This window comes from Pseudomonas sp. IAC-BECa141, from assembly GCF_020544405.1.
In the GTDB taxonomy this organism is placed as follows: Bacteria; Pseudomonadota; Gammaproteobacteria; order Pseudomonadales; family Pseudomonadaceae; genus Aquipseudomonas.
This window is the reverse complement of record NZ_CP065410.1, coordinates 5,023,688-5,048,808: the sequence shown is the minus strand read 5'-3', so window position 1 is coordinate 5,048,808 and position 25,121 is coordinate 5,023,688. Positions and strand designations below refer to the sequence as shown.

The 25,121-nt window shown below is 59.8% G+C and carries 30 protein-coding genes and 1 tRNA gene; 26 read left to right on the top strand and 5 right to left on the bottom strand.

Going from position 1 to position 25,121, the window contains the following annotated elements; genetic code table 11:
• Positions 1–14 precede the first annotated feature (14 nt).
• Together I5961_RS23055 and I5961_RS23050 are read right to left on the bottom strand one after the other, a co-directional pair.
• Positions 15–761: a hypothetical protein gene (locus I5961_RS23055; RefSeq protein ID WP_227233477.1), complete on the bottom strand. Its 747-nt coding sequence runs from the start codon at positions 759–761 to the stop codon at positions 15–17.
• A gap of 110 nt (positions 762–871) precedes the next feature.
• A complete protein-coding gene (locus tag I5961_RS23050) occupies positions 872–1,246 on the bottom strand; it encodes a hypothetical protein (RefSeq protein ID WP_227233475.1) in 375 nt (124 codons plus the stop codon).
• A 175-nt stretch (positions 1,247–1,421) separates the two neighbouring features.
• Here I5961_RS23050 and I5961_RS23045 point away from each other — a divergent pair, with 175 nt between their 5' ends.
• Together I5961_RS23045 and I5961_RS23040 are read left to right on the top strand one after the other, a co-directional pair.
• Positions 1,422–1,850, top strand: coding sequence for a hypothetical protein (locus I5961_RS23045; RefSeq protein ID WP_227233474.1), 429 nt, complete (start codon positions 1,422–1,424; stop codon positions 1,848–1,850).
• 5 nt (positions 1,851–1,855) lie between these two features.
• Entirely contained in the window at positions 1,856–2,113 is a 258-nt protein-coding gene (locus tag I5961_RS23040; RefSeq protein WP_227233472.1) for a hypothetical protein, read from the top strand.
• A 42-nt stretch (positions 2,114–2,155) separates the two neighbouring features.
• On the opposite strand, the gene I5961_RS23035 is transcribed toward I5961_RS23040, so the two are convergent.
• A complete protein-coding gene (locus tag I5961_RS23035) occupies positions 2,156–2,485 on the bottom strand; it encodes a hypothetical protein (protein WP_227233470.1) in 330 nt (109 codons plus the stop codon).
• A gap of 93 nt (positions 2,486–2,578) precedes the next feature.
• A tRNA-Leu gene (locus I5961_RS23030) sits at positions 2,579–2,663 on the bottom strand.
• Positions 2,664–2,771: 108 nt separating this feature from the next.
• On the opposite strand from I5961_RS23030, the gene queA reads away from it, so the two are divergent.
• The 6 genes from queA to I5961_RS23000 all read left to right on the top strand — a co-directional run bounded on the left by queA (position 2,772) and on the right by I5961_RS23000 (position 8,860).
• Positions 2,772–3,821, top strand: a complete 1,050-nt coding sequence (queA, locus tag I5961_RS23025) for a tRNA preQ1(34) S-adenosylmethionine ribosyltransferase-isomerase QueA (protein WP_227233469.1) — start codon at positions 2,772–2,774, stop codon at positions 3,819–3,821.
• Between the two features lie 14 nt (positions 3,822–3,835).
• Positions 3,836–4,951 carry a tRNA guanosine(34) transglycosylase Tgt gene (tgt, locus tag I5961_RS23020; RefSeq protein ID WP_161794909.1) on the top strand — a complete coding sequence of 372 codons (1,116 nt, stop codon included), beginning with the start codon at positions 3,836–3,838 and terminating at the stop codon, positions 4,949–4,951.
• Positions 4,952–4,994: 43 nt separating this feature from the next.
• A complete protein-coding gene (yajC, locus tag I5961_RS23015) occupies positions 4,995–5,330 on the top strand; it encodes a preprotein translocase subunit YajC (RefSeq protein ID WP_065257675.1) in 336 nt (111 codons plus the stop codon).
• Between the two features lie 64 nt (positions 5,331–5,394).
• Positions 5,395–7,266: a protein translocase subunit SecD gene (gene secD / locus I5961_RS23010; RefSeq protein ID WP_085699850.1), complete on the top strand. Its 1,872-nt coding sequence runs from the start codon at positions 5,395–5,397 to the stop codon at positions 7,264–7,266.
• 9 nt (positions 7,267–7,275) lie between these two features.
• Positions 7,276–8,190, top strand: a complete 915-nt coding sequence (gene secF / locus I5961_RS23005; RefSeq protein WP_085699848.1) for a protein translocase subunit SecF — start codon at positions 7,276–7,278, stop codon at positions 8,188–8,190.
• Between the two features lie 121 nt (positions 8,191–8,311).
• Positions 8,312–8,860, top strand: a complete 549-nt coding sequence (locus tag I5961_RS23000; protein ID WP_011335818.1) for a glycine zipper 2TM domain-containing protein — start codon at positions 8,312–8,314, stop codon at positions 8,858–8,860.
• Positions 8,861–8,956: 96 nt separating this feature from the next.
• Here the strand turns inward: I5961_RS23000 and suhB are convergent, their stop codons facing one another.
• A complete protein-coding gene (suhB, locus tag I5961_RS22995) occupies positions 8,957–9,775 on the bottom strand; it encodes an inositol-phosphate phosphatase (protein WP_085699846.1) in 819 nt (272 codons plus the stop codon).
• Positions 9,776–9,920: 145 nt separating this feature from the next.
• Between suhB and trmJ the strand changes: the two genes are divergently transcribed.
• From trmJ to bamB, 18 genes are all read left to right on the top strand, one after another.
• Positions 9,921–10,691 (top strand): tRNA (cytosine(32)/uridine(32)-2'-O)-methyltransferase TrmJ, encoded by a 771-nt coding sequence (trmJ, locus tag I5961_RS22990; protein WP_227233468.1) that lies wholly within the window; start codon positions 9,921–9,923, stop codon positions 10,689–10,691.
• A 2-nt stretch (positions 10,692–10,693) separates the two neighbouring features.
• The gene (gene cysE / locus I5961_RS22985) at positions 10,694–11,470 is read left to right on the top strand and encodes a serine O-acetyltransferase (RefSeq protein WP_085699842.1); all 777 of its coding nucleotides are present in this window, start codon (positions 10,694–10,696) and stop codon (positions 11,468–11,470) included.
• A gap of 168 nt (positions 11,471–11,638) precedes the next feature.
• Entirely contained in the window at positions 11,639–12,130 is a 492-nt protein-coding gene (gene iscR, locus I5961_RS22980; protein WP_007956690.1) for a Fe-S cluster assembly transcriptional regulator IscR, read from the top strand.
• Positions 12,131–12,180: 50 nt separating this feature from the next.
• Positions 12,181–13,395 (top strand): IscS subfamily cysteine desulfurase, encoded by a 1,215-nt coding sequence (locus I5961_RS22975; protein ID WP_064599246.1) that lies wholly within the window; start codon positions 12,181–12,183, stop codon positions 13,393–13,395.
• Between the two features lie 101 nt (positions 13,396–13,496).
• Positions 13,497–13,883 (top strand): Fe-S cluster assembly scaffold IscU, encoded by a 387-nt coding sequence (gene iscU / locus I5961_RS22970; protein WP_003227907.1) that lies wholly within the window; start codon positions 13,497–13,499, stop codon positions 13,881–13,883.
• A gap of 34 nt (positions 13,884–13,917) precedes the next feature.
• On the top strand, positions 13,918–14,241 hold the full coding sequence (gene iscA, locus I5961_RS22965; protein ID WP_003227904.1) for an iron-sulfur cluster assembly protein IscA: 324 nt from the start codon (positions 13,918–13,920) through the stop codon (positions 14,239–14,241).
• A gap of 8 nt (positions 14,242–14,249) precedes the next feature.
• On the top strand, positions 14,250–14,771 hold the full coding sequence (gene hscB, locus I5961_RS22960) for a co-chaperone HscB (RefSeq protein WP_085699840.1): 522 nt from the start codon (positions 14,250–14,252) through the stop codon (positions 14,769–14,771).
• A 51-nt stretch (positions 14,772–14,822) separates the two neighbouring features.
• Positions 14,823–16,688: a Fe-S protein assembly chaperone HscA gene (gene hscA / locus I5961_RS22955; RefSeq protein WP_085699837.1), complete on the top strand. Its 1,866-nt coding sequence runs from the start codon at positions 14,823–14,825 to the stop codon at positions 16,686–16,688.
• A complete protein-coding gene (gene fdx / locus I5961_RS22950) occupies positions 16,688–17,029 on the top strand; it encodes an ISC system 2Fe-2S type ferredoxin (RefSeq protein WP_007964424.1) in 342 nt (113 codons plus the stop codon). The genes hscA and fdx overlap by 1 nt, the downstream gene beginning before the upstream one ends.
• Before the next feature lie 14 nt (positions 17,030–17,043).
• Positions 17,044–17,244 carry a Fe-S cluster assembly protein IscX gene (iscX, locus tag I5961_RS22945; protein WP_085699835.1) on the top strand — a complete coding sequence of 67 codons (201 nt, stop codon included), beginning with the start codon at positions 17,044–17,046 and terminating at the stop codon, positions 17,242–17,244.
• Between the two features lie 87 nt (positions 17,245–17,331).
• On the top strand, positions 17,332–17,757 hold the full coding sequence (gene ndk / locus I5961_RS22940) for a nucleoside-diphosphate kinase (RefSeq protein WP_065257687.1): 426 nt from the start codon (positions 17,332–17,334) through the stop codon (positions 17,755–17,757).
• Between the two features lie 28 nt (positions 17,758–17,785).
• Entirely contained in the window at positions 17,786–18,934 is a 1,149-nt protein-coding gene (gene rlmN / locus I5961_RS22935; protein WP_085684616.1) for a 23S rRNA (adenine(2503)-C(2))-methyltransferase RlmN, read from the top strand.
• 12 nt (positions 18,935–18,946) lie between these two features.
• Positions 18,947–19,705 carry a type IV pilus biogenesis/stability protein PilW gene (gene pilW / locus I5961_RS22930; RefSeq protein WP_085699831.1) on the top strand — a complete coding sequence of 253 codons (759 nt, stop codon included), beginning with the start codon at positions 18,947–18,949 and terminating at the stop codon, positions 19,703–19,705.
• Positions 19,705–20,757 carry a helix-turn-helix domain-containing protein gene (locus tag I5961_RS22925; protein ID WP_085699829.1) on the top strand — a complete coding sequence of 351 codons (1,053 nt, stop codon included), beginning with the start codon at positions 19,705–19,707 and terminating at the stop codon, positions 20,755–20,757. Before pilW ends, I5961_RS22925 begins: the two co-directional genes overlap by 1 nt.
• 3 nt (positions 20,758–20,760) lie before the next feature.
• Complete coding sequence (gene ispG, locus I5961_RS22920; protein ID WP_007956680.1) at positions 20,761–21,870, top strand: flavodoxin-dependent (E)-4-hydroxy-3-methylbut-2-enyl-diphosphate synthase; 1,110 nt, start codon at positions 20,761–20,763, stop codon at positions 21,868–21,870.
• 22 nt (positions 21,871–21,892) lie between these two features.
• Positions 21,893–23,182: a histidine--tRNA ligase gene (hisS, locus tag I5961_RS22915; protein ID WP_085699827.1), complete on the top strand. Its 1,290-nt coding sequence runs from the start codon at positions 21,893–21,895 to the stop codon at positions 23,180–23,182.
• Between the two features lie 41 nt (positions 23,183–23,223).
• Positions 23,224–23,865 (top strand): tetratricopeptide repeat protein, encoded by a 642-nt coding sequence (locus I5961_RS22910; RefSeq protein ID WP_011335807.1) that lies wholly within the window; start codon positions 23,224–23,226, stop codon positions 23,863–23,865.
• A complete protein-coding gene (bamB, locus tag I5961_RS22905; RefSeq protein ID WP_227233466.1) occupies positions 23,858–25,009 on the top strand; it encodes an outer membrane protein assembly factor BamB in 1,152 nt (383 codons plus the stop codon). Before I5961_RS22910 ends, bamB begins: the two co-directional genes overlap by 8 nt.
• Positions 25,010–25,121: the final 112 nt, after the last annotated feature.

The window sequence follows — 25,121 nt, the reverse complement described above, 5'->3', positions numbered from 1 at the left end:
CCCTTAAACCAGGCTTAAGAGCCGGCTTTTTCCAGCTTCAGCGCCAGCAGGCGCCATGCGGCAGGTGTCGCGTCGACGCTTGGCTGTTCCTTTACGGAGCAGTCGAAGCGGTACGTCACGTCGTCGCCATTCATATTCCGTGCGGTGACGGTGTTGCTGAACGAGTAAACCTGATCCTTGAAGCGCTGTGGCGTGAGGCTTTTGCTGTCGGCAAACCGGGCAGAGGCGGGGAAGCGCAAGGTGCTGGTCACAAACGGGCTGCACATCACATACGCGAGCATCGATTTGTCGCCCTGGGCGTCGGCGCGCGATTTTTTGCTCAGCGCCGTCAGGGCCTTGCGCCCCTGATCGTCACTCTGGTCGATCACGGTTTGCACCGACATCGTCTTCGGGGCGCGACTGGCGTAGTTCGGCAGCAATGCGGAATCCGCTGGAGAAGGCTTGTTGTCCGGCTCGATAGCGGCAAACACCGGTGCGTCTTTCAGCACAGCAGGGCTTGCGACCGCTTCGGCTTCCGGCAGCAACGAGGTCGGCTCGGCTTCCTGCTGTGCCACGACGTTTTCAGTCTGCGCAGTTTCGTAGCGATGCGCCGACGGGAACAGCGAAAAAGTGATCGCCAGCACCACCATCGAAACAATGAAACCGCCCGCTACACCGACCAGGTTGGCGTAAAACAAATGCCAGCTGCCGCGGTTTTTCACTACCCAGCGCCACATGAAACCCCAGGCCGCGACAAATGCCAGAAAACGCAGAAACTCCATTCGATCCTTTCCTTAACCTGCAAAAACCTGAAAACAGTGCGTCGCGCAGAGTGAGTCCCGACGATGGGGCGGCAAGATACCAAAATGGAAGTCTGACGCCACGAAGACATTTACATGCCGTTTTTGGGTGAATTGATGATTGCAAACAATATGATCGCCGCCAAGCACGCCCCCATGCCGCATGCGGCGCCTTGAAGCTGACGCATGGCGGGGTGTTCAGCCTGCGAGCGACGGGCAACCAGCATCCAGACACCCACCAGCGTGGCAACCGTTGCCATTATTTCCAGCAATATGCCCATGACGCCGTAAATCGGCGGTCGGGTTGATCCGAACAGGCCGATACAGAGCTCGCTGACCGCCACAGCCACCACCATGCCGCTGGCTGCGCCCAGCACATTGGCGAGAAGCAGATTCCACGCGCCGCGTTGCCGGACAACCCACACCCACATGCCGGCCCAAGCCATTAAGGCAATCACACCATCCATCGAATTCATCCTTTTGAATCAGTCGCGTTGCATGCGTTTGATAAGCCTGGCGACAGTGGACGGCACGATAGCAAAATAGTAGCTTCGCGCCACTCCTGATTCCTGTAATGGACTACTCATGTCAAAAGTCGCCCCTGCTCTGCGTCTGCTGTGTGCAATCACTTTCGCCAGCGCCATGACCCCGGTATTCGCCGCCTGGAAAGAGCACCCGGAAAACAGCTGGAAGTATTACCTTGCCAACTGTCAGCGCATGCAGGAAAAAATGGCCGACGTCCAGAGCGGTCGTGTATCCGGCGCCTTTGAGGTGATGGGCAATCTGGAGAACAGCCTGGGGAGCATGAATGAACACCGCACGAACCTGCCTCCCCAATACCTCGCCTCGCGGGAATTCGCTCAATGCGAAAACGTGGCAGTCGAGGCCGATGCGATGATTGCCCGTGGCAAAGCCGAGTTCGCCGACAGAATGAACCAGGCCGCCGAGCAAGGCCGCATCGCCCACCAGAACTCCCCGAATACCAACGCGCCCGTTCGCTCGGCTTCAGCGATGTCGGCGAAATTTCCTTCCTCAAACTCCACGAAGACACGGACGGTGAAGCACGCCTGAAAACCATGCTGATTACCGTCGATGAAGTCTGCGGCCAATACTTTCGCGCCACGCAATATGTGAAGCCTTATGTGATCTACACCGTTCGGCCGTCGGATGGCGGCTGTGGTGAGGAAAAACGCGTGGCGATCGTCGGCGGCAGGTCGGTGGAGAAGGGGGATTACATCGATGGGCGGGGCGAATTCCAGTATGTGGGCTGGAAGAAAATGGTCGGTGCAGACGGTTTTGCGACGGATGTTCGGGTGTTGAAGGCTCGGCGCTGACTGCAAAGCAGTCGCCCCGTTTCTCCGGATCGCGCGTCTTAATTACAGAATGTCCTTGAGATAACCCTTGAGCGCGAGGAGCGGCTGATCCAGCTGCTCCAGCGACTGCGCCTGACTGAGGTCGGTCGACAACTTGTGCAGTTCCCGCCCCAGCGGTTTCTCGACGCCACCCAAGGCATCCATCGCCAGCGCCAGGCACTCGTTCATCTTGAACTGGATCGTCTGGACATCACCCCGGCGCACCAGCAGTTCGAACACGTCTTTCTGATAATCGCCCATGACCATGTCATCGCGCAGAATCGGGCTCAGGCCTTCTTCCTCGTAAGCGAGTTTCAGGGAGAAAAGGGCGACGGTTTCCAGTGACGTTTCCATGGGGTGAACCTGTGCGAGATCACGCCGGAGGGCCAGCGGCACTTTCCGACAGACGAAAAAAAAGGCCTTGCTAAGCAAGACCTTTCTTGATTTTGGTGCCCCGAGGGAGACTCGAACTCCCACTCCTTTCGAAAACGGATTTTGAATCCGCCGCGTCTACCAATTCCGCCATCAGGGCTCAATGGCGGCGAAGTATAGAGAGGTGCCTACCGTTGGTCAATCACGTTTCATGGTCAATTTTCGATATTTCCGCTAGACTTTCCGGCCCTGCTAGACGAACCCCATCATGCGCGTTGCTGACTTTACCTTCGAGCTTCCTGATTCGCTGATTGCCCGCCATCCTTTGGCCGAGCGTCGCGGTAGTCGCCTGTTGACCCTGGATGGGGTCAGCGGCGCCCTGGCACACCGTCAATTCACTGATCTGCTGGAGCATTTGCGCCCCGGCGATCTGATGGTGTTCAACAATACCCGGGTGATTCCGGCGCGCCTGTTCGGGCAGAAGGAGTCCGGCGGCAAGCTGGAAATCCTCATCGAACGCGTGCTCGATTCCCACCGCGTGCTGGCCCATGTGCGTTCCAGCAAGTCGCCGAAACCGGGTTCGAAGATCCTGATCGATGGCGGCGGTGAAGCCGAGATGCTGGCGCGTCACGATGCGCTGTTCGAACTGGGGTTTGCCGAAGAAGTGCTGCCGCTGCTTGATCGCGTCGGGCATATGCCGTTGCCTCCTTATATAGATCGCCCGGACGAAGGTTCGGATCGCGAGCGCTATCAGACCGTGTATGCCGAGAAGCTCGGCGCCGTGGCGGCACCGACCGCCGGGCTGCATTTTGATCAGACGCTGATGGAGGCGATCGCCGCCAAGGGCGTCGAGACTGCGTTCGTCACGCTGCACGTTGGCGCGGGTACGTTCCAGCCAGTGCGCGTCGAGAAGATCGAAGATCACCACATGCACACTGAATGGCTGGAAGTCGGTCAGGAAGTGGTCGATGCGGTCGCGGCCTGTCGCGCCCGTGGCGGTCGAGTGATTGCTGTCGGCACCACCAGCGTGCGTTCGCTGGAAAGCGCCGCCCGCGACGGCGTGCTCAAGCCGTTCAGCGGCGACACCGACATCTTTATCTTCCCGGGCCGGCCGTTCCATGTGGTCGATGCGCTGGTCACCAATTTCCATTTGCCCGAATCCACGCTGTTGATGCTGGTTTCGGCGTTTGCCGGTTATCCCGAGACCATGGCCGCCTACAAAGCTGCCGTCGACAACCAATACCGCTTTTTCAGCTACGGTGATGCGATGTTCATTACCCGTAATCCCGCACCACGTGGCCCTGAGGAAACACTATGAGTCGCCAATGCCGTATGTCGTTTGAGCTGCTTGCCACCGATGGCAAGGCTCGTCGCGGTCGTCTGACCTTCCCGCGTGGCACCGTCGAGACCCCGGCCTTCATGCCGGTGGGCACCTACGGCACGGTCAAGGGCATGTTGCCGCGTGACATCGTCGCCACCGGCGCGGAGATCATTCTGGGCAACACCTTCCACCTGTGGCTGCGTCCGGGTACCGAAGTGATCAAGGAACACGGCGACCTGCACGATTTCATGCAGTGGAAAGGCCCGATCCTGACCGACTCCGGCGGTTTCCAGGTGTTCAGCCTCGGCGCCATGCGCAAGATCAAGGAGGAGGGCGTGACCTTCGCCTCCCCGGTCGACGGCTCGAAAGTGTTCATGGGCCCGGAAGAGTCGATGCAGGTTCAGCGCGATCTGGGCTCGGACATCGTGATGATCTTCGACGAGTGCACCCCGTACCCGGCTGACGAAGACGTTGCCCGTGTCTCCATGGAGCTGTCGCTGCGTTGGGCCCAGCGTTCGAAGAACGCCCATGGCGACAACACGGCGGCGCTGTTCGGCATCGTCCAGGGCGGCATGCACCAGGACCTGCGCATGCGCTCGCTGGAAGGCCTGGACAAGATCGGCTTCGACGGCCTGGCCATCGGCGGCCTGTCGGTGGGCGAGCCCAAGCACGAGATGATCAAGGTGCTGGATTACCTGCCAGGCATGATGCCGGCTGACAAACCTCGTTACCTTATGGGCGTTGGCAAACCGGAAGATCTGGTTGAGGGTGTGCGCCGCGGTGTGGACATGTTCGATTGCGTGATGCCAACCCGTAATGCCCGCAACGGGCATCTGTTCATTGATACAGGCGTGCTGAAGATCCGTAACGCGTTCCATCGCCATGATGATTCGCCTCTGGATCCGACCTGCGATTGCTATACCTGCCAGAACTTCTCCCGTGCTTATCTGCATCATCTGGACAAGTGCGGCGAAATGCTCGGCAGCATGCTCAATACCATCCACAATTTGCGCCATTATCAGGTGCTGATGGCTGGTTTGCGCGAGGCTATTCAACAGGGTACATTGGCCGCCTTTGTCGATGCCTTCTACGCCAAACGCGGGCTTCCCGTTCCGCCTTTGGACTGAGTTTTCTGACCCCAAGATTCAACATTTGCAACTGGAGTGCTAAATGAGCTTTTTTATCTCTAATGCCATGGCTGACGCGGCTGCACCGGCTGCAGCGCCTATGGGCGGCGGCTTCGAGTGGATTTTCCTGGTCGGCTTCCTGGTCATCTTCTACCTGATGATCTGGCGTCCACAGGCCAAGCGCGCCAAAGAGCAGAAGAACCTGCTGAACAGCCTGCAGAAGGGCGACGAAGTGGTCACCACCGGCGGCATCGCCGGCAAGATCACCAAAGTGGCCGATGACTTCGTGGTTCTGGAAGTTTCCGACACCGTGGAAATGAAGTTCCAGAAGGGCGCCATCGCCGCCACGCTGCCAAAAGGCACGCTGAAAGCGATCTAAGGTTCCAACTTCTACTCAATCGACGGGGCGCGCAAGGCGCCCCGCGTTCATAACGGGCGGCGTGATGCTGAACAAATACCCTCTGTGGAAATACATTCTGATCCTGGCGGTGCTGGCGATCGGTCTGATTTATTCCGCTCCGAATCTATACCCCGATGACCCGGCCATTCAGATCAGCGGCGCCAGCACGGCCCTGCAGGTCAATCAGGCCGATCTGGATCGCGCGAGTACCGCGCTCAAGGAATCCGGGATCAACGTCAAGGCTTCGAGCCTGGCTGCGAACGGCAAGGGCGGTCTGATCCGTCTGACCAAGGCTGAAGACCAGCTGCCGGCCAAGGACGTTGTCCGCAAGGCATTGGGTGATGACTACGTCGTCGCGCTTAACCTGGCGCAAACCACCCCGCAATGGTTGCGCAACCTGGCCGCGCACCCGATGAAGCTGGGTCTGGACTTGTCCGGTGGTGTGCACTTCCTGCTGGAAGTGGATATGGACAAAGCCCTCGACGCCCGCCTGAAAGTCTATGAAGGCGACGTCAAGAGCCTGCTGCGCAAAGAGAAACTGCGCTATCGCAGCCTGCCGCAACTCAATGGCGCCATTCAGTTGGGCTTCAGCGATGCTGACTCCCGCGAACAGGCCCGCGCGCTGATCCGCAAGAATTTCAACGATTTCGACATTGTTCCGGCCGACCTCAACGGTCAACCGGTGCTGCGTCTGGCGATGACCCCGGCCAAGCTGGCGGAAATCCGTGAATACTCCATCAAGCAGAACCTGACCACGGTACGTAACCGCGTCAACGAGCTGGGGGTTGCCGAACCGATCGTCCAGCGTCAGGGCGCCAACCGTATCGTGGTTGAGCTGCCGGGCGTGCAGGACACTGCCGAAGCCAAGCGTATCCTCGGCAAGACCGCCAACCTCGAGTTCCGTCTGGCTGCAGAGCCTGGCGCTTCGAAAGCCACTTCCGAAACCTTCGAGTTCCGTGAAGGCAAGCGTCCTCCTGCCCAGATCGAGCGTGGCCTGATCATCACCGGTGACCAGGTGACTGATGCCAAGGCCGGTTTTGATTCGCAGCACGGTACGCCTGAAGTGAACATCCGCCTGGATGGTCACGGTGGCGATCTGATGAACCGCGCGACCCGCAGTAACGTCGGTCGCAGCATGGCGGTGATCTTCATTGAGCAGCGTCCGGTCACTACTTACGTCAAGCAAATGGTTGATGGCGTCGAGAAAGACGTGCCGGTGCAGACCTTCAAGGAAGAGAAGAAAATCATCAGCCTGGCGACCATTCAGTCGCCGCTGGGTGCGCAGTTCCGTATCACCGGCCTGAACGGTCAGGGCGAGTCGTCCGAACTGGCGCTGCTGCTGCGTGCCGGTGGCCTGGCTGCTCCAATGTACTTCGCTGAAGAGCGCACCATCGGCCCGAGCCTGGGTGCGGACAACATCACCAAGGGTATCGATGCATCGCTGTGGGGCATGCTGTTCGTCTCGCTGTTCATCATCGCCATCTACCGTTTCTTCGGCGTCATCGCCACCGTTGCTCTGGCAGTGAACATGGTGTTGCTGCTGGCGCTGATGTCGCTGCTGGGGGCTACGCTGACCCTGCCGGGTATCGCCGGTATCGTGTTGACCATGGGTATGGCGGTCGACGCCAACGTGCTGATCTTCTCGCGGATTCGTGAAGAGATCGCCGCCGGCATGACCGTGCAGCGTGCAATCAACGAAGGCTTCGGCCGGGCATTCACTGCGATTCTTGACGCCAACCTGACCACCTTGCTGGTCGGCGGCATCCTCTTCGCCATGGGCACCGGCCCGGTGAAGGGCTTTGCAGTGACCATGTCCCTCGGGATCTTTACCTCGATGTTCACGGCCATCATGGTGACCCGCGCAATGGTCAACCTGATCTTTGGCGGACGTGACTTCAAGAAGTTGTGGATTTAAGGGGCTGCCATGTTACGTACAATCAACTTCATGGGCGTCCGCAACTTTGCGTTCGGCGTCACAGTATTTCTGACCTTGCTGGCCATCTTCAGTGTGTTCCACAAGGGCATGAACTGGGGACTGGACTTCACCGGTGGTACGCTCATCGAGCTGACCTACGAGCGTCCGGCTGACGTCACCAAGGTGCGCGAGCAGCTGGTGACTTCGGGTTACCACGAGGCCGTCGTGCAGAACTTCGGTGCAACCACCGATCTGCTGGTGCGCATGCCGGGTGAAGATCCGCAACTGGGTCATCAGGTTGCAGAAGCGCTGCAAAAGGTCGGCGGCGATAACCCCGCTACCGTCAAGCGCGTGGAGTTCGTCGGCCCGCAGGTCGGTGAAGAGCTGCGTGACCAGGGCGGCCTCGGCATGCTGCTGGCACTCGGCGGCATCCTGATCTACCTGGCTTTCCGCTTTCAGTGGAAGTTCGCGGTCGGCGCCATCGTATCGCTGGTCCACGACGTGATCGTGACCATCGGTATCCTGTCGTTTTTCCAGATCACCTTCGACCTGACGGTGTTGGCGGCGGTGCTGGCGATCATCGGCTACTCGCTCAACGACACCATCGTCGTATTCGACCGGGTGCGTGAGAACTTCCGTGTCCTGCGCAAGGCTTCGCTGATCGAGAACATCAACATCTCGACAACTCAGACTCTGCTGCGGACCATGGCGACGTCGATCTCCACCCTGCTGGCGATCGCGGCGCTGCTGTTCTTCGGTGGCGATAACCTGTTCGGCTTCTCCATCGCCCTGTTTATCGGTGTTCTGGCGGGTACCTACTCGTCGATCTACATCGCGAACGTGGTGTTGATCTGGCTGAACCTGAGTTCTGAAGATCTCATTCCTCCGGCCAACACCGAGAAGGAAGTCGACGACCGTCCATAACGGTCATCGTTTTCCCGGCGGTCAGTCAAAAAAGACGCGAGTTGAACTCGCGTCTTTTTTTTTGCTCCAAGGCTGGGAGAAGCGCGGGCGCGTTCCCGCATGTGATGGTCAGGAGGTTCATGTGAACAAGTCGTTGCTGGTTGGTGCGGTATTGGGTGCTGTCGGTGTGACTGCCGGGGGTGCTGTTGCCACCTACAGCCTGGTGAAAAGCGGCCCTGAGTATGCGCAAGTGCTGGCGGTAGAGCCGGTCAAGACACAGATCAAGACTCCACGTGAAGTGTGCAAGGATGTGACGGTGACCCGGCAGGCGCCGGTGAAAGACCAACACCAGATCGCCGGCACCGTGGTCGGTGCGCTGGCAGGTGGCCTGCTGGGTAACCAGATCGGTGGCGGTACCGGCAAGAAGATTGCCACGGTGGCCGGTGCGGTCGGTGGCGGTTACGCCGGCAACAAGGTTCAGGAGGGTATGCAGGAGCGTGATACCTACACGACGACTCAGACTCGCTGCAACACGGTGAATGACATCAGCGACAAGGTCGTGGGCTATGACGTCCGGTATTCGCTGGACGGCAAGGAAGGCAAGGTGCGGATGGATCGTGATCCGGGCAACCAGATTCCGGTCGACAAGGAAGGCAAGCTGATCCTGTCGCAGAACCAGCCAGGTCAGTGATTGGCTGATGGCTTATAGAAAAAGCACCTTTCGAGGTGCTTTTTTCATGCCCATAAAAAAAACACCCCGAAGGGTGTTTTTGGTTTCGCGAAACGCTTAGCGCTTCAGCGAGGCCGGCAGGTGCGGCTGGATCGCCGTCAGAACTGCCTTGAAGCATTTGGTGTTGCCGGCAACGACGTGGCCTTTTTCAAGGAAGTCGTGACCGCCGGTGAAGTCGCTCACCAGACCGCCTGCTTCCTGAATCAGCAGGGCGCCGGCAGCCATGTCCCATTCGGACAGACCCGACTCCCAAAACGCATCGAAACGACCGGCGGCTACGTAAGCCAGGTCCAGGCTCGCCGCACCGGCGCGGCGGATACCGGCAGTCTGGCCAACCAGGGCGCGGAACATGCCAAGGTAGTTGTCGAGGTTGTCCATCTGGTCGTCACGGAACGGGAAACCGGTGCCGAGCAGGGCGCCTTCAAGGCTGGTGCGACCGCTGACACGCAGGCGACGACCATTCAGTTGAGCGCCGCGACCACGGCTGGCGGTGAATTCTTCCTGACGAACCGGATCCAGAACAACGGCGTGTTCCAGGCGGCCGCGGTATTTGCAGGCAATGCTGACAGCGAAGTGAGGAATGCCGCGCAGGAAGTTGGTGGTGCCGTCCAGTGGATCGATGATCCACAGGTATTCTTCGCCTTCGATGCCGGTGCCGGCGTGCAGGCCAGTCTCTTCACCCATGATCGAGTGATTCGGGTAAGCCTTGCGCAGGGCGTCGATGATTTTCTGTTCGGCAGCGCGATCCACCTCGGATACGTAATCCTTGGCGTCTTTTTCGTCGACCTTGATGGTATCCAGGCGCTCGATGGAGCGGAAGATCAGTTCACTGGCGCTGCGGGCGGCGCGCAGCGCGATATTCAGCATGGGCTGCATGGATGTGTCACCTAAGGTTGTTAAAGAAAGCCGCGCATTCTATCAGAACTTTTCTTCAGGTGAAGGTCGCTGTTCGCTTTCATAGCTTAACGGTAGGCTGTTCTGTAAGATTTGCACCCCTTTGCCGAGTCCGAGAGCGCCCGCCGTGCTGCAAAATATTCGTGTCGTCCTGGTCAATACCAGCCATCCGGGAAACATCGGCGGGACCGCGCGCGCCATGAAAAACATGGGTCTGTCGCGTCTGGTGCTGGTTGATCCGCGTGTCTTTCCGCATCACGAAGCCGATGCCCGCGCTTCGGGTGCCGGCGACATCCTTGAAAACGCGCAAGTCGTCGCCACCTTGGAAGACGCCCTGGTCGGTTGCAATCTGGTTCTCGGCACCAGTGCCCGTGACCGGCGTATTCCCTGGCCATTGCTGGATCCGCGCGAGTGCGGGACCAAAGTGGTCGAGGAGGCAGGGCAGGGCGCGGAAATCGCGCTGGTGTTCGGTCGTGAAGATTCCGGCCTGACCAATGACGAGCTGCAGCGATGTCACTATCACGTGCACATCCCCTCCGATCCTGGGTTCAGCTCGCTGAACCTCGGGGCGGCGGTGCAGGTGTTGAGTTATGAAGTGCGCATGGCGTGGCTGGGTGCACAAGGCCAGCCGACCAAGATCGAGAAGGAAGAAGTGGCCTCCGTGAAAAGCGCAGAGCTTGCGACCATGGATGAGCTGGAGCGGTTCTATGAACACCTTGAGCAAACCCTGGTGGCCATCGAATTCCTCGATCCGGAAAAACCGCGGCACTTGATGGCGCGCCTGCGCCGGTTGTACGGACGCAGCTCGGTCAGCCGGGCGGAAATGAATATTTTGCGTGGCATCCTCACGGAAACCCAGAAAGCGGCCCGTGGCGAGCTCCTTAAGCGGAAGGATTAATGATGTTCGAGCGTTTGCGTGAAGATATCCAGAGCGTATTCCACCGAGACCCGGCGGCGCGTAACGCTTTTGAAGTCCTGACCTGCTACCCCGGCATGCATGCAATCTGGATTCACCGACTGGCCGGCATGCTCTGGCGCAACGATTTGAAATGGCTGGCGCGGCTGGTGTCGAACTTCGGTCGCTGGCTGACCGGGATCGAGATCCATCCGGGCGCCAAGGTCGGTCGACGCTTCTTCATTGACCATGGCATGGGCATCGTGATCGGCGAAACCGCTGAAATCGGCGATGACGTGACGATCTATCAGGGTGTGACTCTGGGTGGCACCAGCTGGAACAAGGGCAAGCGTCACCCGACGCTCGGTGACGGCGTTGTGGTGGGTGCGGGCGCAAAGGTGCTTGGTCCGTTCACTGTAGGTGCTGGCGCCAAGGTCGGTTCCAACGCCGTGGTCACCAAGGAAGTGCCTCCGGGCGCGACTGTTGTGGGGATTCCGGGGCGGATCATCGTCAAGTCTGATGATGAGGTCGACGCCAAGCGCAAGGCGATGGCCGAAAAGATCGGTTTCGATGCCTACGGCGTCAGCGAAGACATGCCCGATCCGGTGGCGCGCGCCATTGGCCAGTTGCTCGATCACCTGCAAGCGGTGGACGGGCGTCTGGAGGGAATGTGCGGCGCGCTGAAGGATCTGGGCAGCAATTACTGTGCGAAAGATCTGCCCGAGCTGCGTGAAGAAGACTTCGCCTGCGTCAAGGGCAAGGACGAATCCAAGCTCCATTGACGTGCTTGCAGGGCTGCTGCCGACCGGTGTGCCATTAGGCCGCAGACCCTGCTATCATTCGCGCGCTCTTTTGCGGGTAAACCCGACTAAAGCACTAGGTCTTATAGTTGACTTAAATGCTCGGGAATTGCATACTCCCGCCCATTCCGAACTCCGTGGTAATTGTCCATGCGACTGACTACAAAAGGCCGATACGCCGTGACCGCCATGCTTGACCTGGCGTTGCACGCGCAACACGGGCCCGTGTCCCTGGCCGATATCTCCGAGCGCCAAGGCATCTCCCTGTCCTATCTCGAACAGCTTTTCGCCAAGCTGCGCCGCAGCAACCTGGTTTCCAGTGTTCGCGGTCCGGGCGGTGGCTACCAGTTGTCCCGCGACATGCAGGGCATCCAGGTGGCGCAGGTGATCGATGCGGTGAACGAATCGGTCGATGCAACAAAATGCCAGGGCCAGGGCGATTGCCATTCCGGCGACACTTGCCTGACCCACCACCTGTGGTGCGATCTGAGCCTGCAGATTCACGAATTTCTCAGTGGTATCAGCTTGGCCGACCTCGTAACTCGCCGTGAGGTGCAGGAAGTGGCCCAGCGTCAGGATCAGCGTCGTTGCAATGGCAAGGCGCCGCGCCTGGACAAGATTGAAGCGTCCGCCGTCGAATGACAGCCAGAGAGCTAGCGGCACGCCAGCCAGCCTGATTTAGGAGATAGTCCATGAAATTGCCGATTTACCTTGATTACTCTGCGACCACCCCGGTCGATCCGCGCGTTGCGCAAAAAATGAGTGAATGCCTGCTGGTCGACGGAAACTTCGGCAACCCGGCGTCCCGTTCCCACGTGTTCGGCTGGAAGGCCGAAGAGTCCGTCGAAAACGCCCGTCGTCAGGTGGCCGACCTGGTCAACGCCGACCCGCGTGAAATCGTCTGGACCTCCGGTGCCACCGAGTCCGACAACCTGGCAATCAAGGGTGCGGCACATTTCTACGCCTCCAAGGGCAAGCACCTGATCACCTCCAAGATCGAACACAAGGCTGTCCTCGACACCATGCGCCAGCTGGAGCGTGAAGGTTTCGAAGTCACCTACCTCGATCCGACCGAAGACGGCCTGATCACCCCGGCCATGATCGAAGCCGCGCTGCGCGAAGACACCATCCTGGTGTCGGTGATGCACGTGAACAACGAAATCGGCACCGTCAACGACATTGCCGCCATCGGCGAGCTGACCCGTTCCAAAGGCATCCTGTTCCACGTCGACGCCGCTCAGTCCACCGGCAAGGTCGAAATCGACCTGCAGAAACTGAAAGTCGACATGATGTCGTTCTCCGCGCACAAGACCTACGGCCCTAAAGGCATCGGCGCGCTGTACGTCAGCCGCAAGCCGCGTGTGCGCATCGAAGCGACCATGCACGGCGGCGGTCATGAGCGCGGCATGCGTTCCGGCACCCTGGCGACTCACCAGATCGTCGGCATGGGCGAAGCGTTCCGTGTGGCCAAGGAAGACATGGCTGCCGAAAACGTTCGCATCAAGGCATTGAGCGATCGCTTCTACAAGCAGGTCGAGCATCTGGAGGAGCTGTACGTCAACGGCAGCCTCACCGCGCGCGTTCCGCACAACCTGAACCTGAGCTTCAACTACGTTGAAGGCGAGTCGCTGATCATGGCGCTCAAGGATCTGGCGGTTTCGTCCGGTTCGGCCTGCACCTCGGCGTCGCTGGAGCCTTCGTACGTACTGCGCGCCCTGGGCCGCAATGACGAACTGGCACACAGCTCGATCCGTTTTACCTTCGGCCGTTTCACCACCGAGGAAGAAATCGACTACGCCGCGCAGAAAGTCTGCGAGGCCGTTACCAAGCTGCGCGCTCTGTCGCCGCTGTGGGACATGTACAAAGACGGCGTCGATATCTCGAAGATCGAGTGGGCGGCACACTAAATATAGAAGCCGCCGGATACGGATCCTGTAGCGACGCGGCGGTTTACGCAGCGCAGTTGCAGGGTCTCAAGAGCGGCCCTGATGAGTGAGGATTGAGAATCATGGCTTACAGCGAAAAGGTCATCGACCACTACGAAAACCCGCGTAACGTCGGCAAGATGAACGCCGAAGATCCGGACGTTGGCACCGGCATGGTCGGCGCTCCGGCGTGCGGCGACGTGATGCGTCTGCAAATCAAGGTCAACGATCAGGGCGTTATCGAAGACGCCAAGTTCAAGACCTACGGCTGCGGTTCGGCTATCGCCTCCAGCTCCCTCGCTACTGAGTGGATGAAAGGCAAGACCCTGGACGAAGCTGAAACCATCAAGAACACTCAGCTGGCTGAAGAACTGGCCCTGCCGCCAGTGAAAATCCACTGCTCGGTTCTCGCTGAAGACGCCATCAAGGCCGCCGTTCGCGATTACAAGCAGAAGAAAGGCTTGATCTGACTTTCAAGATTTGGCGACGAGTAAGGAGTCAACGATGGCTATCAGCATGACAGAAGCGGCTGCTCGACACGTGCGGCGCTCCCTTGACGGGCGCGGCAAGGGTGAGGGGATTCGTCTGGGTGTTCGCACCACGGGCTGTTCCGGCCTTGCCTACGTGCTGGAGTTTGTCGACGAGGTGGTTGCAGAAGATCAGGTGTTCGAGAGTCACGGCGAGAAAGTGATCATCGACCCGAAAAGCCTGGCCTACCTCGACGGCACCGAGCTCGACTTCGTCAAGGAAGGGTTGAACGAAGGCTTCAAGTTCAACAACCCCAACGTACGCGGTGAATGTGGCTGCGGCGAAAGCTTCAACATCTGAGGCTTGTCGTGGGTACTCCTTGTCATTTCGCTTTATTCGAGCTGCAACCGGGCTTTCGCCTGGATCTCGAGCAGTTGGCCACGCGCTATCGCGAGTTGGCGCGCGGCGTTCATCCTGACCGCTTTGCCGATGCTTCCGAGCGCGAGCAGCGGTCGGCGCTCGAGCAGTCTGCGCGGCTCAACGATGCCTACCAGACACTCAAGAGTCCGGCCCGGCGTGCACGCTACCTGCTGACCATCAGCGGGCATGAAGTGCCGATGGAAGTCACCGTCCACGATCCCGAGTTTCTTTTGCAGCAGATGCAATGGCGCGAAGAGCTCGAAGATCTGCAGGACAGTGCCGACCTGGACGGTGTCGCGGCTTTCAAGCGTCGCCTGAAAACCGCGCAGGAAGAGCTCAACGAAAGCTTCGCAGCCTGTTGGGATGATGCAGCGCAACGCGAACAGGCCGAACGCCTGATGCGGCGCATGCAGTTCCTCGACAAGCTCACCTACGAAGTGCGCCAGTTAGAAGAGCGCCTCGACGATTAACCCAGTGCCGCTCCGGTCGCACGCCTGATATACAGATAAGTCCTGATCACGATGGCCCTACTGCAGATCGCCGAACCCGGCCAAAGTCCTCAACCGCACCAGCGTCGTCTGGCTGTGGGGATCGACTTGGGTACTACCAATTCGCTGGTCGCTGCATTGCGCAGTGGTCTTTCCGAGCCGCTGGCCGATGCCGAAGGACGGGTCATCCTGCCTTCCGCCGTGCGTTATCACGCCGATCGCGTCGAAGTCGGCGAGTCGGCCAAGCTGGCTGCGTCCTCCGACCCCCTGAATACCGTGCTGTCGGTCAAACGCCTGATGGGGCGTGGTCTGTCCGACGTCAAGCAATTGGGCGATCAGCTGCCGTACCGCTTTGTCGGCGGCGAATCGCACATGCCGTTCATCGACACCGTGCAGGGCCCGAAAAGCCCGGTCGAAGTTTCCGCCGATATCCTGAAAGTATTGCGTCAGCGTGCTGAAGCCACCCTTGGCGGCGAGCTGGTGGGCGCGGTGATCACCGTTCCGGCGTATTTCGACGATGCCCAGCGCCAGGCTACGAAGGATGCGGCGAAACTCGCCGGTCTGAACGTGCTGCGTCTGCTCAATGAACCGACCGCAGCAGCGGTGGCATACGGTCTGGATCAGCATGCCGAAGGCCTGGTCGCCATTTACGACCTGGGTGGCGGCACATTCGATATTTCGATTCTGCGTCTGACCGGCGGCGTGTTCGAAGTCCTGGCCACCGGTGGCGACAGTGCCCTGGGCGGTGACGATTTCGATCATGCGATTGCCGGCTGGATCATCCAAAGTGCCGGTTTGTCCGCCGACCTCGATCCGGGTGCACAGCGCAGCTTGCTGCAAGCCGCTTGCGCTGCCAAAGAAGCCCTGACGGACTCTGACACTGTTGAAGTTGCCTACGGCGACTGGAAAGCACAGCTGACCCGCGAAGCCTTCGATGCGTTGATCGAACCGATGGTCGCCCGCAGTCTTAAAGCCTGCCGCCGTGCCGTGCGTGATTCCGGCGTCGAGCTGGAAGACGTGCACGCCGTGGTCATGGTCGGTGGTTCGACCCGCGTTCCGCGTGTTCGCGAAGCTGTCGCCGAAGCGTTCGGTCGTCAGCCGCTGACCGAAATCGACCCGGATCAAGTGGTGGCCATTGGTGCTGCGATCCAGGCCGATACGCTGGCCGGCAACAAGCGTGATGGCGGCGAATTGCTGCTGCTCGACGTGATTCCGTTGTCCCTGGGTCTGGAAACCATGGGCGGCCTGATGGAGAAGGTGATTCCGCGCAACACCACCATCCCCGTCGCACGCGCACAGGACTTCACCACCTATAAAGATGGCCAGTCGGCCATGGCGATCCATGTGTTGCAGGGCGAGCGTGAGTTGATCAGCGATTGCCGCTCACTGGCTCGCTTCGAATTGCGTGGCATCCCGGCGATGGTGGCCGGCGCGGCGAAAATTCGTGTGACCTTCCAGGTCGATGCCGACGGTCTGCTCAGCGTCTCGGCCCGTGAACTGGGTTCGGGCGTTGAGGCGAGCATCCAGGTCAAGCCGTCCTACGGGCTGACCGACGGCGAAATCGCCAAGATGCTGAAAGATTCGTTCCAGCACGCCAATGACGACAAGGTCGCTCGCGTGCTTCGCGAGCAGCAAGTCGATGCCCAGCGCCTGATCGAAGCGGTGCAGGGGGCTCTGGAGGCGGATGGCGAGCGTTTGCTCGACGCCGAAGAGCGCATGGTCATCGATCTGCAGGTGCAGGAACTGACCGAACTGATGAAAGGCACTGATGGCTATGCCATCGAGCAGCAGACCAAGCGTCTGTCGCAAGTGACCGATGCTTTTGCAGCCCGTCGTATGGATCAGACGGTGAAAGCCGCTCTGTCGGGGCGCAATCTGAATGAAATCGAGGATATCTGATGCCGCAGGTCATTTTTCTGCCCCACGAGAAGTTCTGCCCTGAAGGCATGGTGGTCGAGGCTGAGCCCGGCACTTCGATTCTCGAGCTGGCCCACGAACACCATATCGAGATGGAAAGCGCCTGCGGCGGTGTCTGTGCCTGCACCACTTGCCACTGCATCATCCGCGAGGGTTTCGACTCGCTGGAAGAGGCTGACGAGCTGGAAGAAGACTTCCTTGATCGCGCCTGGGGTCTGGAAGCGCAATCGCGCCTGGCCTGTCAGGCGATCGTCGGTGAAGAAGACATCACCGTCGAGATCCCGAAATATTCGCTTAACCATGCGGCCGAAGCGCCGCACTGACTGGTAAGACTGTCATGAGCTACGGTTGGAATGATGTTCAACGTATTGCAGAAGAGCTGGCCGAGGCCCATGAGGGGCTCGATCCGTATTCTGTAGGTTTTGTCCGTCTGCAGCATATGATCGAGGAACTGCCTGACTTCGATAAGACTTCTGGCCGCGTTGGCGAGAAGGTTCTGGAAGCGGTTCAGGAGCTCTGGGCCAATGAATTGGACTGATCGTCTCGCAGGTTAGGCAATACCCAAGAACCCGCGTATAATTCGCGGGTTTAATTTTTCGCAAATTACCGTTTCTGGAGTTACACCATGGCTGTTCAACGTACTTTCTCTATCATCAAGCCTGACGCCGTTGCAAAAGGCGCTGCCGGCGAAATCGTTACCCGTTTCGAAAAGGCTGGTCTGAAAGTGGTTGCTTCGAAAATGAAGCAACTGTCCAAAGCCGAAGCTGAAGGCTTCTACGCTGAGCACAAAGAGCGTGGTTTCTTCGGTGACCTGGTTGCTTTCATGATCTCCGGTCCAGTGGTTGTTCAGGTTCTGGAAGGCGAAAACGCCATCGCTCGCAACCGTGAGCTGATGGGCGCTACCAACCCTAAAGAAGCTGCTCCAGGCACCATCCGTGCCGACTTCGCTGAATCGATCGACGCCAACGCCGTTCACGGTTCGGACTCCGAAGCCGCTGCCGCTCGCGAAATCTCGTACTTCTTCGCAGCTACCGAAGTAACCACTCGCTAAGCATTGGCTTGAGAGTGAAGGTGAATCCATGACTACATCGACTGTTAAAACCAACCTGCTGGGGCTGACCCAGCCGGAAATGGAAAAATTCTTCGACTCAATCGGGGAGAAGCGTTTCCGTGCCGGTCAGGTAATGAAATGGATTCACCACTTTGGCGTCGATGATTTCGACGCCATGACGAACGTCAGCAAGGCCTTGCGCGAAAAGCTCAAGGCTGTTGCTGAGGTCCGTGGTCCCGAAGTGGTCAGCGAGGACATTTCCAGCGACGGCACCCGCAAGTGGGTGGTGCGCGTGGCGTCCGGCAGCTGTGTCGAGACCGTTTACATCCCCCAGGGCAAACGCGGCACTCTGTGCGTTTCGTCCCAGGCAGGCTGTGCCCTGGACTGCAGTTTCTGCTCCACCGGCAAGCAAGGCTTCAACAGCAACCTCACCGCCGCCGAAGTCATCGGCCAGGTGTGGATTGCCAACAAATCTTTCGGCAGTGTTCCGGCTACCATCGACCGCGCCATCACCAACGTGGTGATGATGGGCATGGGCGAACCGCTGCTGAACTTCGACAACGTCGTGGCCGCCATGCATCTGATGATGGATGACCTGGGCTACGGGATCTCCAAGCGCCGCGTGACCCTGTCCACGTCGGGTGTGGTGCCGATGATCGATGAGCTGGCCAAGCATATCGACGTATCCCTGGCGTTGTCCCTGCACGCACCGAATGACGCATTGCGTAACCAATTGGTGCCGATCAACAAGAAATATCCGCTTAAGATGCTGCTCGAGTCGTGCCAGCGCTACATGTCCGAACTGGGCGAGAAGCGCGTGCTGACCATCGAGTACACCTTGCTCAAGGACGTCAACGACAAGCTTGAGCACGCCGTGGAAATGATCGAGTTGCTGAAAGACATTCCGTGCAAGATCAACCTGATTCCGTTCAACCCGTTCCCGCATTCCGGGTACGAGCGGCCGAGCAACAACGCCATCCGCCGTTTCCAGGATCAGCTTCACCAGGCCGGTTTCAACGTCACTGTGCGCACCACTCGTGGTGAAGACATCGACGCGGCTTGTGGTCAATTGGTAGGGCAGGTGCTGGATCGCACCCGTCGCAGCGAACGTTACATCGCCGTGCGTGAATTGAGCGCCGACAGCGATCTGGCACAGAACGCCGCGAACACTAACTAAGAGAGGATCTCTATGTCCCTGCGCTTTGCGCTGCTGTTGCTGTTGACCAGCCTGTGTGCTGGTTGTGTCCTGTCGGGCGATTACAACCCGATGAAGACCAGCAAGGGCCGTGACGAAGCGCGGGCTGCCTACGTGCAGCTGGGGCTGGGATACTTGCAGCAGGGCATGACCGAGCGGGCCAAGGTTCCACTGAAGAAGGCCCTGGAGCTGGACGGTTCGGATCCCGACGCCAATGCCGCGCTGGGGCTGGTATTTCAGGCTGAAATGGAACCGAAACTGGCTGACGAACACTTCCGCAAAGCCTTGTCCTCCCGTCCCGCCGATGCACGCATCCTCAACAACTACGGCAGTTTTCTCTACGAAGAACAGCGTTACAAGGAAGCCTACGAGCGATTTGAACAGGCAGCCGCCGATACCCTGTATCCTGAGCGTTCGCGGGTATTCGAAAACCTCGGCATGACGGCGGCGAAGCTCGGCGAGCGTGATCTGGCGCAGCAGCAGCTGGAAAAAGCGCTGCGTTTGAACCGCCAGCAGCCAAGGGCATTGCTGGAAATGGCTGAGTTGTCATTCGAAGACAGGCATTATGTGCCCGCGCGTGACTATTACGACCGTTTCAGCCAGCTCTCCGAGCAAAATGCACGTAGTCTGTTGCTCGCCGTTCGGTTGGCAAAAGTATTTGAAGATCGCGACAAGGCCGCCAGTGCGGGCCTGCAATTAAAACGACTCTATCCCGGTACGCCGGAATATCAGCAATACCTGTCGGAGCAATGATGAAAGCGGCGCATCCCGAAGTTGTAGCAGCGAATCGCGTTAATCCCGGTGAGACCCTGCGCCAGGCCCGCGAAAGCAATGGCTGGTCGCTGGCCGAAGTGGCCCTCAAGCTCAACCTCACCGTGACTTCCCTGAGCAATCTTGAAGCCGGCGCATTCGACAAGTTGCCCGGGCATACCTTTGCTCGCGGCTACATTCGCGCGTACGCCAAATTGCTTGGCATGGACCAGACCGTTCTGGTCCAGCAATTCGACCAGTCCACTGGCACCGATTCCCAGGGCAGCAACGTCCACGCCCTGGGCCGTATCGAAGAGCCGGTGCGGGTTTCCCACACGATTTTGCGTATCGTCAGCCTGTTGCTGCTGATTGCGGTCATCGGCGGCGGTTTCGTCTGGTGGCAGGATCAGACTTCGCTGCGTACCAAGGACCTGATCGGCCTGACCCCGGAACACGTCGAAGTCGAAGGCGCCGACGGCACCACCCAGATTCATCCGCTGGACGAGCCGGAAGACCAGGCCGTCGCGGAAGGCGAGGCCGAGGGCTCCACTTCTCTGGCGCTGCCACAGTCGGAAACCACGGCTGAATCGACCGGTGCCGAGACTGCAGCCCCAGCGACCGCACCGGTTGCTCCGGCACCCGCTGCGCCAGCCGCCACTCCGGCTGCCCCGGCCCATACGCCAGCGCCTGTGGTTACTGCTCCAGCGAATCCGGCACCTGCCGCTCCGACCACGCCGGCGCCGACCGTCACCGCCCCGGCAGCTCCGGTCGTCGCTGCACCCGCGCCGACAGCGCCAGTTGCTCCGGCTGCAGGTCAAGGCCAGGTTCAGGTGCAGTTCATCGCCGATTGCTGGACTCAAGTGACCGATGGCAGCGGCAAAGTGCTGTACAGCGGCCTCAAGCGTAAGGGCGACAGCCTGTCTGTCGTCGGCAAGCCTCCGTTTGCCGTGCGTCTGGGCGTAGCCCGTGGCGCCCAGGTCAGCTACAACGGCCAGCCGGTCGATGTTGCTCCGTTCACCAGTGGCGAGACCGCTCGCCTGAAGTTGGGTCAATAAGTCATGCACGGCGAATCTCCAATCAAACGTCGCGAATCGCGCAAGATCTGGGTCGGTAACGTGCCCGTGGGCGGCGATGCCCCTATCGCTGTGCAGAGCATGACCAACAGCGACACCAATGACGTCGCTGCCACCGTCGCGCAGATCAACCGTCTGGAAGCCGCCGGCGTCGACATCGTCCGCGTTTCGGTGCCGGACATGGACGCCGCCGAGGCGTTCGGCAAGATCAAGCAACTGGTCAAGGTGCCGTTGGTTGCCGACATCCATTTCGACTACAAGATCGCTTTGCGCGTGGCCGAACTGGGTGTGGATTGCCTGCGCATCAACCCGGGCAACATCGGTCGCGAAGACCGAGTGCGTGCGGTGGTCGATGCCGCCCGTGACCGCGGTATCCCGATCCGTATCGGCGTCAACGCCGGTTCCCTGGAAAAAGACCTGCAAAAGAAATACGGCGAGCCGACGCCGGCCGCGTTGGTCGAATCCGCCCTGCGTCACGTCGAACACCTTGAACGCCTGAATTTCCAGGACTTCAAGGTCAGCGTGAAGGCTTCCGACGTGTTCATGGCCGTTGAAGCCTACCGTCTGCTGGCCAAGGAAATCGTCCAGCCGCTGCACCTGGGCATCACCGAAGCCGGTGGATTGCGTTCCGGTACAGTGAAATCCGCCGTGGGCCTAGGTATGCTGCTCGCCGAGGGGATTGGCGATACCATCCGCATCTCCCTGGCGGCCGACCCGGTCGAGGAAGTGAAGGTCGGTTACGACATTCTCAAGTCTTTGCATCTGCGTTCCCGTGGCATCAACTTCATCGCCTGCCCGAGCTGCTCGCGGCAGAACTTCGATGTGGTCAAGACCATGAACGAGCTGGAAGGGCGCCTTGAAGACCTGCTGGTGCCGCTGGATGTCGCGGTGATCGGTTGTGTGGTCAACGGCCCCGGCGAAGCCAAGGAAGCCCATATCGGCCTGACCGGCGGCACGCCAAACCTGATTTACATCGACGGCAAGCCGTCGCAGAAACTGACGAATGACAATCTGGTGGACGAGCTGGAAAAGCTGATCCGCGAGAAAGCGGCCGAGAAGGTCGAAGCTGACGCAGCGGTTATCGCGCGCGGCTGATCGAACGAATTAAGGAATTTCTGTGAGCAAGTCCCTGCAAGCCATTCGTGGCATGAACGACATCCTGCCGGAACAGACGCCGGTATGGCGCTACTTCGAAGGCACTGTTTCGCGTTTGCTGGATAACTACGGTTACAAGCAGATCCGCATGCCGATCGTCGAGTTCACCGAGCTGTTCAAGCGCTCGATCGGTGAAGTGACCGACATCGTCGAAAAAGAGATGTACACCTTTGACGATCGCAACGGCGACTCCCTCACGCTGCGGCCGGAAGGCACGGCCGCTTGCGTGCGTGCGGTGCTCGAGCACGGCATCACCGGCGGTGGCCAGGTACAGAAACTCTGGTACATCGGCCCGATGTTCCGTCACGAGCGCCCGCAAAAAGGCCGTTATCGCCAGTTTCACCAGATCGGACTGGAGGTGTTCAACCTCGACGGTCCGGACATCGACGCCGAACTGATCGTGCTGACCTGGCGCCTGTGGGGCGAGCTGGGCATCCGTGATGCGGTCAAGCTCGAGCTCAACAGCCTCGGCACCAGCGAGTCCCGCGGTCGTTATCGTGAAGCGCTGGTCGAGTATCTCTCGGCGCACCACGACAAACTGGACGAAGACAGCCAGCGTCGCCTGAAAACCAACCCGCTGCGCGTGCTCGACACCAAAAATGCCGACACCCAGGCCGTGCTGGTCAATGCGCCGAAAATGGCCGACTACCTGGATGACGAATCCCGTGCCCACTTCGAAGGCCTGAAGGCCCGTCTGGATGCCGTCGGCATTCCTTACGTGCTGAACCCGAAGCTGGTGCGTGGTCTGGATTACTACAGCAAGACCGTATTCGAATGGGTCACCGACAAGCTCGGCGCCCAGGGCACCGTCTGCGCGGGTGGGCGCTATGACGGCCTGGTCGAGCAGATGGGCGGCAAGCCGACTCCGGGCGTCGGTTTCGCCATGGGCATCGAACGTCTGGTGCTGCTGCTGGAAACCCTGGAGCAGATTCCGGAAGAAATCTCCCGTCAGGTCGACGTCTATCTCTGCGCCTTCGGCGAAGAAGCAGAGCTGGCCGGTCTGGCCCTGGCCGAGCGTGTACGCGACCAACTGCCCAACCTGCGTCTGCAAGTCAATGCCGGCGCCGGAAGCTTCAAGAGCCAGTTCAAGAAAGCCGACAAGAGCGGTGCGTTGTACGCACTGATCCTCGGTGACGACGAAATGGCCCAGCAAGTGGTAGGTTTCAAACCCCTGCGTGGCCAGGGCGAACAACAAAGCATTGCCTGGGATGCGCTCGCTGCACACCTGGCCACCTGCGTCGTGCAGGGTTGAAGCTGTCCAAACAGCCGATTTAGCGATTAAGGAGTATTGGGGTGTCGAGTACCGAAGACGAACAGTTGGCGGATTTGAAGGACTGGTGGACACGCAACGGCAAACCTCTGGTCACCGGCGGCCTGTTGGCGCTGGTCATCGTGTTCGGCTGGCAGGCTTATCACAAGTATCAGAGCAACCAGTCGCAAGGCGCCTCGGTGCTCTATCAGCAATTGCTGGAAACCACGCTGACCCCGGACGGCAAGCCTGACGCCGCGCGCGTTGCGGATCTGGCCGGCAAGCTCAACAGCGAATTCGGCGGTTCTGCCTACGCGCAGTACGGCAGCCTGTTCGTGGCCAAGGTAGCGGTCGACAGCGGCAAGCTGGACGACGCGGCGACCGAACTCAAGGCCATCGTGGCCAAACCGGCCAACCCGGCGCTGGGCGAAATCGCCCGTCAGCGTCTGGCGCAGGTACTGGGTGCACAGAACAAGGCCGATGAAGCCCTGAAACTGCTCGAAGGCGATGCCGACAAGTCGTTCCTGGCCACTCGCGAAGAACTCAAGGGCGACCTGCTGGTACAGCTGGGCCGTACCGACGAAGCGAACGCGGCGTATCAAAAAGCCAAGGCGGCACTGTCGGATGAAGCGGCGGTCGGTGGCCTTCAAATCAAGCTGGACGACCTGGCCAAAGGGGATGCGTGACGTGATCGGTTGGAAGCATGCAGCAGTGCTGGCTCTGGCCATTCTGGCCGCGGGTTGCAGCAGCAACAGCAAAAAAGAACTGCCACCGGCCGAGCTGACCGACTTCAAAGAAGAAGTGGTCCTGCACAAGCAGTGGAGCCGTTCGATCGGTGACGGTCAGGGCGAAACGTACAACATGCTGGTGCCGGCGATCGACGGTGACACCATCTACGCGGCCGACGTGACCGGTATCGTGATGGGCCTGGATCGCAGCAATGGCGACGTGAAATGGAAGAAAGACCTTGAACTGCCTGTGTCCGGCGCCGTTGGCGTGGGTTACGGTCTGGTCATGGTCGGTACCCTGCGCGGTGAAGTCGTTGCCCTCGATGCCATCAACGGCGAAGAGAAGTGGCGCTCGCGCGTCAACAGCGAAGTCCTCGCGCCACCGGCCAGCAACGGTGACGTGGTGGTGGTACAGACCCAGGACGATCGTCTGATTGGTCTGGACGCGTCCACCGGCAACCAGCGCTGGGTGTATGACAGCACGCCGGCCGTACTGACCCTGCGCGGCACCAGCGCACCGATCGTCACCAACCGCCTCGCGGTGGCTGGCCTGTCGACCGGTAAAGTGGTCGCTCTCGACATTTCCAACGGCGTGCCGGTCTGGGAACAGCGGATCGCGATTCCACAAGGTCGTTCGGAGCTGGAGCGCGTGGTCGACATCGACGGCGGTCTGCTGCTGTCCGGCGGCACCTTGTACGTAGCCAGCTATCAGGGTCGCGTTGCGGCGCTGGATCTGGAAAGCGGCCGTCAACTCTGGCAGCGCGACGCGTCGAGCTACGCCGGTGTTGCACAGGGTTTCGGCAACGTTTACGTAAGCCTGTCGTCGGGCACCGTTGAAGGCGTCGACGAGCGTTCCACCACAGCACTGTGGAGCAACGACTCCCTGGCCCGTCGTCAACTGTCGGCGCCGGAAGTGTTCTCCAGCTACGTTGCAGTTGGTGACCTGGAAGGTTACCTGCACCTGCTGAGTCAGGTGGACGGTCGTTTCGTCGGCCGCGAGCGCATCGACAGCGACGGCCTGCGCGCCCGTCCGCTGGTGGTGGGTGACACGATTTATGTGTATGGCAACAGCGGCAAACTGGAAGCCCTGACCATCAAGTAATGGTTTGACTATGCTTGGGGTTGATCCCCAAGCGGCCCTGCTCCGGCAGGGTTTGCAACACCCATGGGCGTTGCCCCGAGCACCAGCCGCTGCCTCGCAGCGGCTTTTGTAT